A 14,330-nucleotide genomic window follows, 5' to 3' on the forward strand; every position below is an offset into this window, starting at 1 on the left:
GGTGCCTGCCGGTGTGGGCATCCGTCTAGACGCGAGCCCAAACCAGAGCAGGGGGTCGATCATGACGGGATCGGTACGGCAGGACGACTTCGGCAGCCCGGAGCAGCGGATGCCCGAGTGGGACGGCGACCATGTCCACGACAGGGCCTCCGGCGAGGCGGATCCGCCCGACGGCGAGCTGCTCGGCGTCGACCCCGCCGAGCTGGCCGACGAGGACCTGATCCGGGAGATGCACAGCCTGCACCGGACCCGCCTGGACACCCTGCGCCACGCGGCGGACTCCGCGCTCGCCAACCACCTGCGGCGCACCGCCGAGCTGGAGACCGAGTACCTCGCCCGGCACCCCGGCCGCGAGGTCGACCCGAGCCGGCTGCGGGACGCCTGATGGCGTCCGCCGAGCGCGGGATGTCCGCGCCGCCGGAGGTCGTGTTCAACACCGCCACCGACCCCGCGCGGGCGTCGGCGTGGCTGCCCGAGCCGCTGCGGGCCGACGGCAGCCCGGCGGACGAGGTCAGCGCCGAGGAACTGCGGGCCCGCTGGAGCGCCGCCGAGGACTGGTCGGCGGAGATCCTGGTGGAGCCCGCCCAGGCCGGTGGCGCCCGGATGCGGCTCGACCTCACCGGCGGGCCGGACGCCGAGCGGCTGGCCGACGAGGCGCTGGACAGTCTCGCCCGCGAGGTGGCCGACAACCTGCAGGCCGGCTGAGCCGGACCGCACCCGAGAGGATCGAGGAGACCGGGTGACCGCCCTGAAGGAGAAGGTGGCGCGGCTGCGCCAGGCGTACGCGCCGCACGAACACCGACCGTTGGGCGGGTACCTGGCGGCGATGGGAACCTACGCCGGGGTGACCGCCGGCATCGCCGGTCTGGTCAGGGCGACCGGCCGTCCGGTCCCCGAGCGTCCCGCCCCGGCCGACGTGGTGCTGCTGAGCATCGCCACCCACAAGCTGAGCCGGCTGCTGACGAAGGACGCGGTGACGAGCCCCCTGCGGGCGCCGTTCACCCGGTACGACAAGCCGATCGGCAGCGGCGAGGTGATGGAGCAGGTCCGTGACCAGGGCAGCTCCACCCGGCACGCGATCGGGGAGCTGCTGAGCTGCCCGTTCTGCCTCGCCGTCTGGGTCGCCACCGGGTTCACCGGCGGCCTGGTGCTCGCCCCCCGGCTCACCCGTCTGGTGGCGACCGCGCTGACCGCCGTGGCCGCCTCGGACTTCCTCCAGATGGCGTACGCGGTGGCCCAGCAGGCCGCCGAGGGCGGCGACCACGACGAGGACTGACGACGTACGACGAAGGGGGCCGGCGCTCGGGCCGGCCCCCTTCGTCGTGGCTGTCCTCAGGTCGGGGTCGTGCCGTGGTCCTGGCCGGCCCAGCCGCGGGAGGCCTCCGGCTCGCGCTCGTCGGCGTCCGCCCCGGTGATGACGTCCCGGTCGACCGCGGTGCGGTCGTGCTCGTTGGCGAAGTCGGGTTCCGGCAGGGTGTCCCGGCCCTCGGGGGGCTGACCGAGTGCCGGCAGCTTCTCGTGCTCTTCCTCGTGGTGGGACATCTCGCTCTCCTCACTGCTCGTCGGCCTCCGGTGCGGAAGGCCGTCCGCCCCCGGGGGGATGGGTGGGCGGCGGTCTCGCCCCACGACGGGTCGTCACGGCCCGCCGGGGCCGTGCCGGTCCCGGCCCCCTGGCGTCAGGTGACCGAACCGCCGAGCAGGTCGGCCACCTCGTCCACGGCGTACTCGCCCTCGGGCAGGGCGGCCATGCGGGTGAGGAGCTGCGCGGGAAGCTCGGCGGCGACGGCCCGGCGGTAGATGTCCGCCTGACTGATCCGCTCCTGGCCGTGGTAGAGATCCTCGAGGAGGTCGTCGAGGCGCCGGATGTCCGGCTCCTCGACCACGGGCGCGTCCGTCACGGGTGCGTCGTCGGTCACGACGGTCAGCTACCCGCGTCCGAACCGGTGAAACGTCGCCGGGCCGCGCGCGGAAGTGGTCGCCGGGGCTGTGACGGCGGTCATGGCGCGGGTCGGAACACCGGCGGCGGGTCCCCGGTTGAGTCAGGTGTCGGTGTGTCCAGTGTCCCCGGGCCTCACCTAATTGCCTTCGCGGAATACCGTTCGGCTGGAGCCGCGTCGTGCCACTCGCCGAGAGGCGACCTGCACACCGACACCGGTGCCGCCCCCGAGCCCTCCCGGGCCCGGGGGCGGCACTGTCCGTCTCCACCTCCCCCTGCGTGCGGGGTGGGGGTCAGGCGGGTGCGGGGGCCGGGGTACGGCGGCGGGTGCGGACGGCGGCGGCCAGGTGGCTGAGGACCTCCTCGGTGGTGTCCCAGCCGATGCAGGCGTCGGTGACCGACTGGCCGTAGGTCAGCTCGCGGGTCGGGTCGAGGTCCTGGCGGCCGGCGAGCAGGAAGCTCTCCAGCATGATCCCGACGATGCCGCGCTGGCCGGCGTCGAGCTGGGCGGCCACGTCGGCGGCCACCCGCGGCTGGTTGCGGTGGTCCTTGCCGCTGTTGGCGTGGCTCGCGTCGATCACCACGCGCTCGGGCAGGCCCGCCGCCCGCAGCAGCTCCAGGGCGCCGGCCACCGACTCCGCGTCGTAGTTCGGCCGCCCGCCGCCGCCGCGCAGCACCAGGTGCCCGTCCGCGTTGCCCCGGGTGTGCAGGATCGCCGGCGTGCCGGAGACGTCGATGCCGGGGAAGACGTGCGGTACGCCGGCGGCGCGGATGGCGTCCACGGCGGTGCCGATGCTGCCGTCCGGGCGGTTCTTCATGCCGATCGGCATCGACAGGCCGGAGGCGAGCTGCCGGTGCACCTGGCTCTCCACCGTCCGCGCGCCGATCGCGCCCCACGCCACCGTGTCGGCGATGTACTGCGGGGTGATCGGGTCGAGGAACTCGCAGCCGACGGGGAGCCCCAGGCGCAGCACGTCGAGCAGGAGCGCCCGGGCGGTACGCAGGCCGGTGTTGACGTCGCCGGAACCGTCCAGCCCGGGGTCGTTGATCAGGCCCTTCCAGCCCACCGTCGAGCGCGGCTTCTCGAAGTAGACCCGCATCACCACCAGCAGGTCGTCGGCCACCCGGGCGGCGGCGTCGCGGAGCAGGTGGGCGTACTCCAGGGCGGCGGCCGGGTCGTGCACCGAGCACGGGCCCACCACCACCAGCAGGCGGTCGTCGGCGCCGTCCAGCACCCGGCCGACCGCGCGTCGCCCGGCCAGCACGGCCGAGGCGAGCGTGTCGTCGAGGGGCAGGTCGTGGTGCAGCAGGGCCGGGGTGGTCAGCGGCACGACACGGTCGATCCGCTGATCGCTGACCCGAACGGTCTCCGGGGTGGTCACGGTGGGAATCCTTCCGCCGACCGTGCCCCGGGGCCGGTGCCCAGGTCGAGCCGGCTGCTCGTACGCAAAAGGGCAGGAACGAGAGCTCCTGCCCGGCCGGCTCGAATGTGGTGACGTCAGATCATGGTGAAGTCACCGGCGTGCGAGCCGGCTGCCTAAACCATCGATACGAACGCGTCACGCGGCCAAGCGTACCCGGTTGTGCGGGAAGGTCCACCCGGTCGTCGGGAAAGACTCGCTTCGTGTTCACCTCCATCGATGCGTGCGACGGTAGCTTCATCGACACCGACCGCTGGTTCCCGGAGGTTCCCGATGGACCGTCGTACCGTCCTGCGCGCCACCGTCGTCGGCGGCGCCGCCGCCTTCTCCGGCAGTCTCTGGGCCGGCGCCGCCCATGCCGCCCCTGCTCAGCCGGGTGCCAGCCCCTACGGGCCGCTCGGCGCGGCCGACGCCAACGGCATCCAACTGCCCGCCGGCTTCACCAGCCGGGTCGTCGCCCGCTCCCGCCAGGCGGTGCCCGGCACGTCGTACACCTGGCACGACGCGCCCGACGGCGGCGCCTGCTTCGTCGCCGGCACCGACTGGATCTACGTCTCGAACTCCGAGATCCTGAGCACCGGTGGGGCATCCGCGGTGCGCTTCGCCGCCGACGGCAGCGTCGTCTCGGCGTACCGCATCCTGTCGAACACCAACCGCAACTGCGCGGGCGGCGCGACCGGGTGGGGGACCTGGCTCTCCGGCGAGGAGGTCAACCGGGGGTACGTCTACGAGACGTACCCCCAGGGCGGCCGGGCCGGGGTCCGGCGGGCCGCGATGGGCCGGTTCAACCACGAGGCCGCCGCCTGCGACCCGGACCGCCGGGTCGTCTACCTCACCGAGGACGAGACCAACGGCTGCTTCTACCGGTTCCGGCCGACCACCTGGGGCGACCTCTCCGCCGGCACCCTGGAGGTGCTGGTCGCCGGCACGGGCACCAGCGGCCCGGTGAGCTGGGCACGGGTGCCCGACCCGGACGGCTCGCCCACGCTCACCCGCGACCAGGTCGCCGGGGCGAAGAGGTTCAACGGCGGCGAGGGCTGCTGGTACGCCGACGGCACCTGCTGGTTCACCACCAAGGGCGACAACCGGGTCTGGGCCTACGACGCGGTCGACCAGCGCATCGACCTGGCGTACGACGACTCGCTGGTCTCCGGGACGGCGCCGCTGACCGGGGTGGACAACATCACCGGGGCCCGCTCGGGCGACCTCTACGTCGCCGAGGACGGCGGCAACATGGAGATCAACGTGATCACCCCGGCGGGGGTGGTCGCCCCGTTCCTGCGGATCACCGGCCAGTCCTCGTCGGAGATCTGCGGGCCGGCGTTCTCGCCCGACGGCAGCCGGTTCTACTTCTCGTCGCAGCGCGGCACGTCCGGCTCCTCCTCGGGTGGCGTCACCTACGAGGTACGCGGACCGTTCCGCTCCTGAGCGGCCCGCCGCCGCCGGGGCCGGTCGCGATCATCCGGGCGCGATCATGCGGCGTGCCGGAGGCGGCGGCGGGGTATGTGGGCGGTCATGAGTCACGAGCAGAGCGACCAGGAACGAGTGGAGTCCCGCGCACACCTCCTGCCGGAGGAGGCGGCGGCCGGCAGCGACGACCCCCACGCGCAGGCGGAGGCCATCCTCGCCGAGTCCGACCTCCGGGAGGAGGACCGCAACGCCGCCCCCGACACCGTGCTGGAGCGGCGTACCTCCGATCAGACGGTGACCCCCATCGAGCCCCCCGACTGAGCCACGGCCCCCCGGGCCCGTCGCGAGCCCCGGTAGCTGTGCTCCCGCAGCCAGGCGATCGGGCCGACCGCCCGCAGCCCCGGCGGCAGGTTGCCGATCGGGTCGAAGGCCAGCGCCGCGTCCTCCCGGGCGCCGAGCTGGGCACCGAGGCTGACCTGCCCGAACGGACGCCACGGCCCGACGGCGGACGCGACCGCGAGCACCAGGCGCGGCGCGTCCGCCCGGGCCGCGGCGGCCACCTCGGCCAGGCTGCGGCCCAGGCCGGGCGACTCCGGGTCGGCCAGCGCGGCCAGGAAGAGCCGCCGCCGGCCCGCGCGAAACGGCATGATCGTGCTGTACGTCCCCGCGAAGCGCCGCCGGGGCAGCGGCAAATTCCGCAGCAGCGGCGCGGCCCCGCTGGAGCTGACCAGCAGGTCGAACGGCCGCTCACCGTCGCGGTGCAGCCGCACGGCCAGCCCCAGCACGTCCGGCCAGGCGCCCGGCGTGGGCACGCCCTTGGAGAGCCGGACGGTCGCCCGGAAGCGGCCCGGGCCGTCCAGCAGCGGCACCCCGGTCGGCGGTCCCGACGTACCCCAGACGACGACCTCGCCCGCGAACGAGCGGCCCGCGGGATGCAGCAGGCGGGCCCGGCGCAGCCGGGTCAGGGCGGCGGTCGCGCGGTCGACCGCGACGGCGGCCCGGTCGGTCACGGTGGCGGCAGGCGGCATGCCTCCCCGGTACCCGGCGGCCGGCGGTCGATGCCTCGCCGCGTGCGGCGCGTCCCCTCCCGCGCACCTGATCGGATAGCGTCGTGCCATGCCCGACAGCGGTTACCCCTGGCCCATCGAGACCACCCGCCTGGACAACGGCCTGCGCGTGGTGGTGAGTGAGGACCGCACCGCTCCGGCGGTCGCCGTGAACCTCTGGTACGACGTCGGCTCCCGGCACGAGCCCGAGGGGCAGACCGGCTTCGCGCACCTCTTCGAGCACCTGATGTTCGAGGGCTCGGTCAACGTGGCGAAGACCGAGCACATGAAGCTGGTGCAGGGCGCGGGCGGCTCGCTCAACGCCACCACCAACCCGGACCGCACCAACTACTTCGAGACCGTCCCCGCCGAGCACCTGGAACTGGCGCTGTGGCTCGAGGCGGACCGGATGGGCGGCCTGGTCCCCGCGCTGACCCAGGAGACGCTGGACAACCAGCGGGACGTGGTCAAGAACGAGCGGCGCCAGCGCTACGACAACGTGCCCTACGGCGACGCCTGGCTGCGGCTGCTGCCGCTGCTCTACCCGCCCGGGCACCCCTACCACCACGCCACGATCGGGTCGATGGCCGACCTGAACGCCGCCGACCTGGCCACCTTCCAGGCGTTCCACCGGACGTACTACGCACCGAACAACGCCGTGCTCACCGTCGTGGGCGACGCCTCGGCCGCCGAGGTGTTCGCGCTGGCCGACAAGTACTTCGGCGCCCTCCCGCCGCGCGCGGAGATCCCGCCGGCCCCGGACGGCCGGACCGTCCCGGCCACCGGCCGACCCGCCGTGGAGACGGTCACCGCCGAGGTGCCGGCGCCGCGCGTCTACATCGCGCACCGCACCCACCCCTTCGGCAGCCCCGGCTACGACGTGCTGACGGTGCTCGCCACCGTGCTGGGCAGCGGCCGGGGCAGCCGCCTCTACCAGCGCCTCGCCGACGGCGAGCGGATCGCCCAGCCCGACATGGTCGGGGCGTACGGGGTGGACCTGGCGCACGCCCCCGCGCCGCTGATCGCCACCGCCACGGCCCGCCCCGGGGTGAGCGCCGAACGGCTGGGCGCCGGGCTGGCCGAGGTGGTCGACGAACTGGCCACCGTCCCGGTCACCACCACCGAACTGGACCGGGCCAAGTCCCTGCTGAGCACCTCGTGGTGGCGGCAGATGTCCACGGTGGACGGCCGGGCGGACACGCTCGGGCGCTACGCCACCCAGTTCGGCGACCCGGCGAAGGCCGCGGAGCGGCTGCCGGCCTGGCTCGCGGTGACCGCCGAGCAGATCGCCGAGGCCGCCGCCGAGGTGCTCGCCGCCGACGACCGGGTCACCCTGACCTACCTGCCCGAGGAGAAGCCCTGATGACGCTGATCGCCGACCGTCCCGGGCCCGGCGCCGCCCGCCCGTACCGGTTCCCGCAGGTGGTCCGCCGCACGGTGGCGGGTGGTCAGGTGGTCGCCGCGCACCTGCCCGGGCAGAACCTGGCGGTGGCGCTGCTGCTGCTCGACGCGGGCGCCGGCCGCGAACCCACCGGCAAGGAAGGGCTCGGCGCGGTGCTCGCCAAGGCCCTGGAGGAGGGGACCGCGCAGCGCGACGCGACGGCGTACGCGCTGGCGATCGAAGGGCTCGGCACCGAGCTGGTGATCGGGCTGGACTGGGACTCCTTCCAGGTCAGCGTGCAGGTGCCGGTGGAGCGGCTGAACGCCGCCGTGGAGCTGCTCGCCGAGGCGGTGCGCACCCCGAAGCTGGACCCGGACGACGTCCGGCGGGTCCGCGACGACGAGGCGACCGCGCTGCGGATGGACTGGGCCAACCCCGGCCCGCGGGCCGACGCGGCGCTGCGCGCGGACCTGTTCGGCGCCGGCAACCGCTGGGGCCGTCCCCTCTACGGCGACCCGGAGTCGGTGGCGGCGCTGGACGTCGAGGACGTCACGGTCTTCCACTCCGAGTGGTTCATCCGCCCCGGCACGCTGGTCGTCGCCGGGGACCTGGACCGGCTGGACCTGGACGCGCTCGGCGCGGCGGCGTTCGCGGGCACCGGCGGCGGGCCGGTCGACCGGGGCGGCCCGATCGAGGTGCCGACCCGGCCCGGCCGGCGGATCATCCTGGTGGACCGGCCCGGCTCGGTGCAGTCCACGCTGCGACTGGGCCACCCGTCGCCGCACCGCTCCCACCCCGACCACGTGCCGATGACGCTCGCCGGCACGGTGCTCGGCGGGGCGTTCACCTCCCGGCTCAACCACCTGATCCGCGAGGTGCGCGGCTACACGTACGGCATCCGGGGCGACTTCGCCTCGTCCCGCCGGTTCGGCCGGTTCGGGGTCAGCTCCGGGGTGCAGACGGCGGTCACCGCGCCGGCCGTCGTCGAGTCGGTCGGCGAGATCACCCGTACCCGGGAGACCGGGGTGACCGAGGAGGAGCTGGCGGTCGCGCGCTCCTGGCGGGCCGGGCAGCTCTCCGTCGAGTTGCAGAGCCCCCGGTCGATCGCCTCCGCGCTGACCACCCTGGTCGTGCACGACCTGCCCGACGACTACCACGCCCGGTTGCGCGAGTCGCTGCTCGCCGCCGACGTGGCGGAGGTCTCCGCGGCGGCCGCCACGCACCTGCGCCCGGAGGACCTCACCATCGTGGTGGAGGGCGACGCCGCGGTGATCCGCGACGAACTCGTCGCCACCGGCCTGGGCGAGCTGGTCGACCACGCCTCCTGAGCGGCCCGGGGCGGTGTGACATGGGTCGCGCCGCCCCCGGCCGGCGCGGGTGGCCCGGCCGGGGCGGCCGGCGTGGATGCTCCGGCGGGCCGCCCCGCCGGCTGACGATCCTCCCGTCCCACCGGCCCCTCCGGCGAGGTCGTTGCGTCCCGGCGCGGCCCGGGGTGACCACGGCCACCGCCGGGCGGGAGCGCCGCCGACCCCGGTGGGTGGGAAAGCGTTCCCGGTCGGGTCGCCGGGCTGGGTAGCCTCGCGGGCATGAGGATCGGCATTGTGGGGGCCACCGGCCAGGTCGGTGGCGTGATGCGGCAGGTGCTGGCGGAGCGGGAGTTCCCGGCGGAGCAGGTGCGGTTGTTCGCCTCGGCGCGGTCGGCCGGGCGCACCCTGCCCTGGCGGGACGGCGAGGTGACCGTGGAGGACGCGGCCACCGCCGACTACTCCGGGCTCGACATCGTGCTCTTCTCCGCAGGCAAGGGCAGCGCGAAGGAACTCGCGCCCCGGGTCGCCGCCGCCGGCGCCGTCGTCATCGACAACTCCTCGGCGTTCCGCATGGACCCGGAGGTGCCGCTGGTCGTCGCCGAGGTCAACCCGCACGCCGCCGCCGTACGCCCCAAGGGGATCATCGCCAACCCGAACTGCACGACGATGGCCGCGATGCCCGTGCTGCGCCCGCTGCACGCCGAGGCGGAACTGGTCAGCCTGGTCGTCTCGACGTACCAGGCGGTCTCCGGCGCCGGCCTGGCCGGCGTCGCCGAACTCGACGAGCAGGTCCGCAAGGTCGCCGAGCACGCCGCCGGCCTCGCCTTCGACGGCGCGGCCGTGGAGTTCCCGGCCCCCCGCTCGTTCGCCCGGCCGATCGCGTTCAACGTGCTCCCGCTCGCCGGCTCGATCGTCGACGACGGCAGCTTCGAGACCGACGAGGAGCAGAAGCTGCGCAACGAGAGCCGCCGCATCCTGGAGATCCCCGGGCTGCGCGTCTCCGGCACCTGCGTACGGGTGCCCGTCTTCACCGGCCACTCGCTCCAGATCAACGCCCGCTTCGCCCGCCCGATCAGCCCGCAGCGGGCCCGCGAGCTGCTCGACGGCGCTCCCGGCGTGGCGCTCGCCGACGTGCCGACCCCGTTGCAGGCGGCCGGCCAGGACCCGACCTTCGTCGGGCGGATCCGCGCCGACGAGACCGTCGAGCACGGCCTCGCCCTGTTCTGCTCCAACGACAACCTGCGCAAGGGCGCCGCGCTCAACGCGGTGCAGCTCGCCGAGCTGGTCGCCGCCGAGCGCCGCTGACCGACGCGCCTTCCCCGGGCCTCCGCCAGCTGTGGCGGGGGCCCGTCGCGTCCCCCCGGTGCGGCCCGTCGCGTCGGCGTACGGCGGGCACACGGGCGCGGGCGGGGCGTCCGCCGTGGTTCGATGGGAACGCCGTGACCGGTCGAAGCGGAGGTTGCCGTGGCGGACGACGAGACCCAGCGGGCGTTGACGGAGCTGATCGCCGGCCACCGGCTGGGGGTGCTGGCCACGCTCAAGCGGGACGGGCGCCCGCAGCTCTCCACCGTCATCTACGCCTTCGACAGCGGCGCGGCCCTGATCCGCGTCTCGGTGACCGACGGCCGGGCCAAGACCGCCAACCTGCGCCGGGACCCGCGCGCCTCGTTCCACGTCGCCAGCGACGACGGCTGGGCGTACGCGGTCGCGGAGGGGCGCGCCGAGCTGACGCCGGTGGCCGCCGACCCGCAGGACGCGACCGTGGCGGAGCTGGTCGACCTCTACCGGGCGATCCAGGGCGAGCATCCGGACTGGGCCGACTACCGGCGGGCGATGGTCGCCGAGGGGCGCCTCGTGCTCCGGTTGCACGTCGAGCGCCTCTACGGCCTCCCGCCGCGCGCCTGACCCGGGCCGGGGTCGCGCGCGTTACCCCGTGCGGTCGGCGGGTAGACGGCGGTGCCGACACCGAGAGGGGAGCACCATGACAACGGTCGGAGAGTTCATGACGACCCGGTTGGTGACGATGGACGGCAACGACACGCTGATCGCCGCGGCGCAGGAGATGCGCGACAGCGCCATCGGCGACGTGGTGGTGACCGACGGCGACGACGTCATCGGCATCGTGACGGACCGGGACATCACGGTCCGGGGCGTGGCCGAGAACATGGACCCGAACTCGACCCCGCTCAACCAGATCACCAGCAAGGACGTGATCACGGTCAGCCAGTACGACGACGCGGTCGCCGCCGCCGACCTGATGCGGACCTACGCCGTACGCCGGTTGCCGGTCATCGACGACGGGCGGCTGGTCGGCCTGGTCTCGATGGGTGACCTCGCCGTGGAGCGGGAACCGCAGTCGGTGCTCGCCGACATCAGCGCCGACGAACCGAACAACTGACCGTACGCGTCGACGCGCCGGCTCCCCGAGATGGGGGCCGGCGCGCCGGCCCTCGGCTGGACCGCCGGATCTATGATCCCGGCGTGTCCGCAGAGCCCCCCGCACCAGGCCGGAACGCGCCGACCGGCTGGCGCCCCGACGTCCGACCCACCCTGCCGCCAACCGGGCCCGTTCCGCCGACGGGGCCCGTGCCGATCGCGGGAGCGTGGTCGGCCGGCAGGTCGACGGCGATGACGGTGCTGTTGGTCCTGTTCGGCCTGGCCGTGGTCGGGGTGAACACCGCCATCGCGTACGTGGCGGTCGGTGCGAAGGTCGTCCCGATCGTCACCGGGCTGCTCCTCTGCCTGGTGTTCGTGCTCGCCGTGCGTCTGCTGCACCGGGCCGCGTGGCTGGCGTTCCTCGCCATGGGGCCGGCCCTGTTCGTTCTCGTGGGCTCCGTGCAGCTCGCCCCGGAGGCGGTGCTGGAGGCGCGCGGCGTCCGCCAGGAGGTGACGATCGTCGACGTGTCGGTCGTCGGCAAGCGGCATGCCTTCACGCTCCAGGGCGCCGACGGGCGCCTCGACGAGCCGCTGGTCCACCAGGGCAGCAACCCCAGCTACCAGGTCGGCGACAGGCTCGCCGTGCTCACCGATCCCGACGGGGTGGTCGAACTCGAGGCCGCCGACCGGGTCGACTCCGGCGGCATGGTCGCGGCCCTGCTCCTCGGCGGTGCCGGCTGGACCTTCATCGCACTGCTCGCCGGGTGGCGCGGCCACGTCCGCCGCCGGAACGACCGCCACGACACCCTCCTGATCTAGCCCGTACGCGCAGGGCCACCCCCGCCGGGCGGGCGACTCACCCGGTCCGGGCGAGGTTGGCCCGGCACCGGACGGGGACCCCGTGCAGGGACATTGCCCGACGGGGGAGGAGAAGACCCGATGGTGGACGCGACGACGAGGTTCTTCGAGGACCTCGACCGGCGGGGGTACGACCCCCTGCTGGCGAAGTCCTCCGGGACCCTGCGCCTGGACCTGCACGAGGGGGCGCACACGACGCACTGGCTGCTGCGGATCGACCGCGGGCGGCTCCAGGTCAGCCAGGAGGACCAGGATGCCGACACGGTGGTCGGGACCAGCCCCGAGCTATTCGAGGAGATCGCCGCCGGCCGCGAGCACGGGGTGGCCGCGCTGCTGCGGGGGGACATAACGGTGAGCGGGGACCTGCGGCTGGTGGTGCAGATGGAGCGGCTCTTCCCCAGCCATCCGGACACCCGTGGACCACGTCGGCATTTCAGGTCCCGTCAGGAGGTGCGGTGATGGCGCAGAACACGATCCGGATCCTGGACGGCAGCACCTTCGTGGTGTCAGAGGACACCGGGGACATCGAGGCGACGCCGAGCGAGCCGACCGGGTTCTTCTCGCTGGACACCCGCTTCCTGTCGACGTGGGTGCTGACGGTCAACGGGGACCGACTCACCCCCCTGTCGTACGACGACCTGCAGTACTACGAGGCCCGCTTCTTCCTGGTGCCGGGGATGGCCACCCACTACGTCGACGCGAAGCTGTCGATCGTCCGGGAGCGGGCGGTGGGGGGCAGTTTCCGGGAGACGCTCACCATCCTCAACCACGACGAGAAGCCGATCGACCTGGAGATCAGGATGGAGGCGGCGTCCGACTTCGCCGACCTGTTCCAGGTCAAGGACGAGATCCTCAACAAGAAGGGCGAGATCTACACGGAGGTCGAGTCCGACCGGCTGCGCCTGGGCTACCGGCGGGGCAACTTCATCCGGGAGACGCTGATCTCCGCGTCCCCGGCTCCACGCTACGACCGCAAGGGCTTCGCCTACTCGATCCACCTCCAGCCCAACGAGCAGTGGAAATCCGAGATCGACGTCAAGACGATGGCGGTCTCCCCGGGCGGGCGGGACCTGCGGATGGGGCTGCGGGCGCACACCACCGAGCGGCTCGCCCTCCAGCACGACCTCGAGGAGTGGATCGCCAGGGCCCCCAAGGTCAACAGTCAGCACGACCGGGTCGCCTCGACGTACCGCCGCAGCCTGATCGACCTGGCCGCGCTGCGCTTCTCGCCGCTCTCCCTCGGCGGGGCGTCGTTGCCGGCCGCCGGCCTGCCCTGGTTCATGACCATGTTCGGGCGGGACAGCATCCTCACCTGCCTGCAGACGCTGCCGTTCACGCCGGAGCTGTCGAAGACCACGCTGCGGATCCTGGCCTCGCTCCAGGGCACCCGGTTCGACGACTTCCGGGACGAGGACCCGGGCCGGATCCTGCACGAGATGCGGTACGGCGAGACCGCCGCCTTCGAGGAACAGCCGCACTCGCCGTACTACGGGTCGGTGGACGCGACCCCGCTGTTCCTGGTGCTGCTCGACGAGTACGAGAAGTGGAGCGGGGACGTCGAGCTGGTCAGGGAGCTGGAGCGGGAGTGCCGGGCCGCGCTGGAGTGGATCGACGACTACGCCGACCTGGTCGGCAGCGGCTACATCTGGTACGAGCGGCGCAACACCGACACCGGCCTGGAGAACCAGTGCTGGAAGGACTCCTGGGACTCCATCTCCTACCGGGACGGCACGCTGCCGCCGTTCCCCCGGGCCACCTGCGAGGTGCAGGGGTACGCGTACGACGCGAAGCTGCGGGCCGCCCGCCTGGCGCGCGAGTTCTGGGGTGACCCGGACTTCGCCGACCGGTTGGAGCGGGAGGCGGCGGCGCTCAAGGAGCGGTTCAACCGGGACTTCTGGGTGGCGGACGGCGAGTACTACGCCCTCGCCCTGGACCCGGACGGGCGCCAGTGCGACGTGCTCAGCTCCAACATCGGTCACCTGCTGTGGAGCGGCATCGTCGACGACGACCGGGCCGAGAAGATCGCCGAGCACCTGGTCGGGCCCCGGCTCTTCACCGGCTGGGGGGTGCGGACGCTGGCCGAGGGCGAGGTCCGCTACAACCCGATCGGCTACCACAACGGCACGATCTGGCCGTTCGACAACTCCTTCATCGCCTGGGGCCTGCGCCGGTACGGCTTCGCCGAGGAGGCGGCGGTCATCGCCAACGGCATCCTCGACGCGGCCACCTACTTCCAGGGCCGGCTGCCGGAGGCGTTCGGGGGCTATCCCCGCGAGCTGACCAAGTTCCCGGTGGAGTACCCGACGGCGTGCAGCCCGCAGGCCTGGTCGACCGGCACGCCACTGCTGCTGTTGCGGACGATGCTCGGCCTGGAGCCGCACGAGGGGCACCTCGCGGTGGAGCCCCGGCTGCCGATCGGGATGGGGCGGATCGAGGTGCTGGACATCCCGGGCCGGTGGGGCCGCGTCGACGCGTTCGCCCGGGGCCGCCTCGACATGCACCGGCTCACCGACTAGCGCGGGCCCGGCTCCCGCGGGAGGCCGGCGGCGACCGGGCGGACCGGGCGCCGCCGGCCTCCCGCGACCGGGGGCCGGC

General features: G+C 73.9%; 17 protein-coding genes. 13 read left to right on the top strand and 4 right to left on the bottom strand.

Features of this window, described 5'->3' with window-relative positions:
- The first annotated feature begins 58 nt into the window (after positions 1 to 58).
- Genes ACLQ20_RS28950 through ACLQ20_RS28960 form a run of 3 tightly spaced genes read left to right on the top strand, consistent with a single transcriptional unit; the run spans position 59 to position 1,276 of the window.
- Positions 59 to 385, top strand: a complete 327-nt coding sequence (locus ACLQ20_RS28950; RefSeq protein WP_132239489.1) for a DUF6158 family protein — start codon at positions 59 to 61, stop codon at positions 383 to 385.
- Positions 385 to 705: a hypothetical protein gene (locus tag ACLQ20_RS28955; RefSeq protein ID WP_132239403.1), complete on the top strand. Its 321-nt coding sequence runs from the start codon at positions 385 to 387 to the stop codon at positions 703 to 705. The genes ACLQ20_RS28950 and ACLQ20_RS28955 overlap by 1 nt, the downstream gene beginning before the upstream one ends.
- A 34-nt stretch (positions 706 to 739) precedes the next feature.
- Positions 740 to 1,276 carry a DUF1360 domain-containing protein gene (locus tag ACLQ20_RS28960; RefSeq protein WP_132239401.1) on the top strand — a complete coding sequence of 179 codons (537 nt, stop codon included), beginning with the start codon at positions 740 to 742 and terminating at the stop codon, positions 1,274 to 1,276.
- Positions 1,277 to 1,332: 56 nt separating this feature from the next.
- On the opposite strand, the gene ACLQ20_RS28965 is transcribed toward ACLQ20_RS28960, so the two are convergent.
- From ACLQ20_RS28965 to ACLQ20_RS28975, 3 genes are all read right to left on the bottom strand, one after another.
- Positions 1,333 to 1,542: a hypothetical protein gene (locus ACLQ20_RS28965; protein WP_132239399.1), complete on the bottom strand. Its 210-nt coding sequence runs from the start codon at positions 1,540 to 1,542 to the stop codon at positions 1,333 to 1,335.
- Positions 1,543 to 1,676: 134 nt separating this feature from the next.
- Positions 1,677 to 1,925: a hypothetical protein gene (locus ACLQ20_RS28970; protein WP_192581295.1), complete on the bottom strand. Its 249-nt coding sequence runs from the start codon at positions 1,923 to 1,925 to the stop codon at positions 1,677 to 1,679.
- Between the two features lie 304 nt (positions 1,926 to 2,229).
- Positions 2,230 to 3,327: a 3-deoxy-7-phosphoheptulonate synthase gene (locus tag ACLQ20_RS28975; protein ID WP_327031086.1), complete on the bottom strand. Its 1,098-nt coding sequence runs from the start codon at positions 3,325 to 3,327 to the stop codon at positions 2,230 to 2,232.
- A 303-nt stretch (positions 3,328 to 3,630) separates the two neighbouring features.
- On the opposite strand from ACLQ20_RS28975, the gene ACLQ20_RS28980 reads away from it, so the two are divergent.
- Together ACLQ20_RS28980 and ACLQ20_RS28985 are read left to right on the top strand one after the other, a co-directional pair.
- Complete coding sequence (locus ACLQ20_RS28980; protein WP_425858167.1) at positions 3,631 to 4,785, top strand: alkaline phosphatase PhoX; 1,155 nt, start codon at positions 3,631 to 3,633, stop codon at positions 4,783 to 4,785.
- A gap of 87 nt (positions 4,786 to 4,872) precedes the next feature.
- The gene (locus ACLQ20_RS28985; protein ID WP_101415193.1) at positions 4,873 to 5,088 is read left to right on the top strand and encodes a hypothetical protein; all 216 of its coding nucleotides are present in this window, start codon (positions 4,873 to 4,875) and stop codon (positions 5,086 to 5,088) included.
- On the opposite strand, the gene ACLQ20_RS28990 is transcribed toward ACLQ20_RS28985, so the two are convergent.
- Positions 5,055 to 5,795 (bottom strand): phosphodiesterase, encoded by a 741-nt coding sequence (locus tag ACLQ20_RS28990; RefSeq protein WP_358119387.1) that lies wholly within the window; start codon positions 5,793 to 5,795, stop codon positions 5,055 to 5,057. The two genes, ACLQ20_RS28985 and ACLQ20_RS28990, sit on opposite strands and share 34 nt — an antisense overlap.
- 88 nt (positions 5,796 to 5,883) lie before the next feature.
- On the opposite strand from ACLQ20_RS28990, the gene ACLQ20_RS28995 reads away from it, so the two are divergent.
- The 8 genes from ACLQ20_RS28995 (at position 5,884) to ACLQ20_RS29030 (ending at position 14,251) form a co-directional block, all read left to right on the top strand.
- Complete coding sequence (locus tag ACLQ20_RS28995; protein WP_151456418.1) at positions 5,884 to 7,176, top strand: M16 family metallopeptidase; 1,293 nt, start codon at positions 5,884 to 5,886, stop codon at positions 7,174 to 7,176.
- Positions 7,176 to 8,522, top strand: a complete 1,347-nt coding sequence (locus ACLQ20_RS29000; RefSeq protein ID WP_151456417.1) for a M16 family metallopeptidase — start codon at positions 7,176 to 7,178, stop codon at positions 8,520 to 8,522. Before ACLQ20_RS28995 ends, ACLQ20_RS29000 begins: the two co-directional genes overlap by 1 nt.
- Before the next feature lie 258 nt (positions 8,523 to 8,780).
- Complete coding sequence (locus ACLQ20_RS29005; RefSeq protein WP_151456416.1) at positions 8,781 to 9,806, top strand: aspartate-semialdehyde dehydrogenase; 1,026 nt, start codon at positions 8,781 to 8,783, stop codon at positions 9,804 to 9,806.
- 159 nt (positions 9,807 to 9,965) lie between these two features.
- Complete coding sequence (locus ACLQ20_RS29010; RefSeq protein WP_425858168.1) at positions 9,966 to 10,406, top strand: PPOX class F420-dependent oxidoreductase; 441 nt, start codon at positions 9,966 to 9,968, stop codon at positions 10,404 to 10,406.
- 76 nt (positions 10,407 to 10,482) lie between these two features.
- Positions 10,483 to 10,899, top strand: a complete 417-nt coding sequence (locus ACLQ20_RS29015) for a CBS domain-containing protein (protein WP_151456414.1) — start codon at positions 10,483 to 10,485, stop codon at positions 10,897 to 10,899.
- 230 nt (positions 10,900 to 11,129) lie between these two features.
- Positions 11,130 to 11,696 (top strand): hypothetical protein, encoded by a 567-nt coding sequence (locus ACLQ20_RS29020; protein ID WP_425858169.1) that lies wholly within the window; start codon positions 11,130 to 11,132, stop codon positions 11,694 to 11,696.
- 120 nt (positions 11,697 to 11,816) lie between these two features.
- Positions 11,817 to 12,194 (top strand): SCP2 sterol-binding domain-containing protein, encoded by a 378-nt coding sequence (locus ACLQ20_RS29025; protein ID WP_358119398.1) that lies wholly within the window; start codon positions 11,817 to 11,819, stop codon positions 12,192 to 12,194.
- Complete coding sequence (locus tag ACLQ20_RS29030; protein ID WP_151456411.1) at positions 12,194 to 14,251, top strand: amylo-alpha-1,6-glucosidase; 2,058 nt, start codon at positions 12,194 to 12,196, stop codon at positions 14,249 to 14,251. The genes ACLQ20_RS29025 and ACLQ20_RS29030 overlap by 1 nt, the downstream gene beginning before the upstream one ends.
- Positions 14,252 to 14,330: the final 79 nt, after the last annotated feature.

The organism is Micromonospora sp. DT46 (genome assembly GCF_049841735.1).
Lineage (GTDB): Bacteria > Actinomycetota > Actinomycetes > Mycobacteriales > Micromonosporaceae > Micromonospora > Micromonospora reichwaldensis.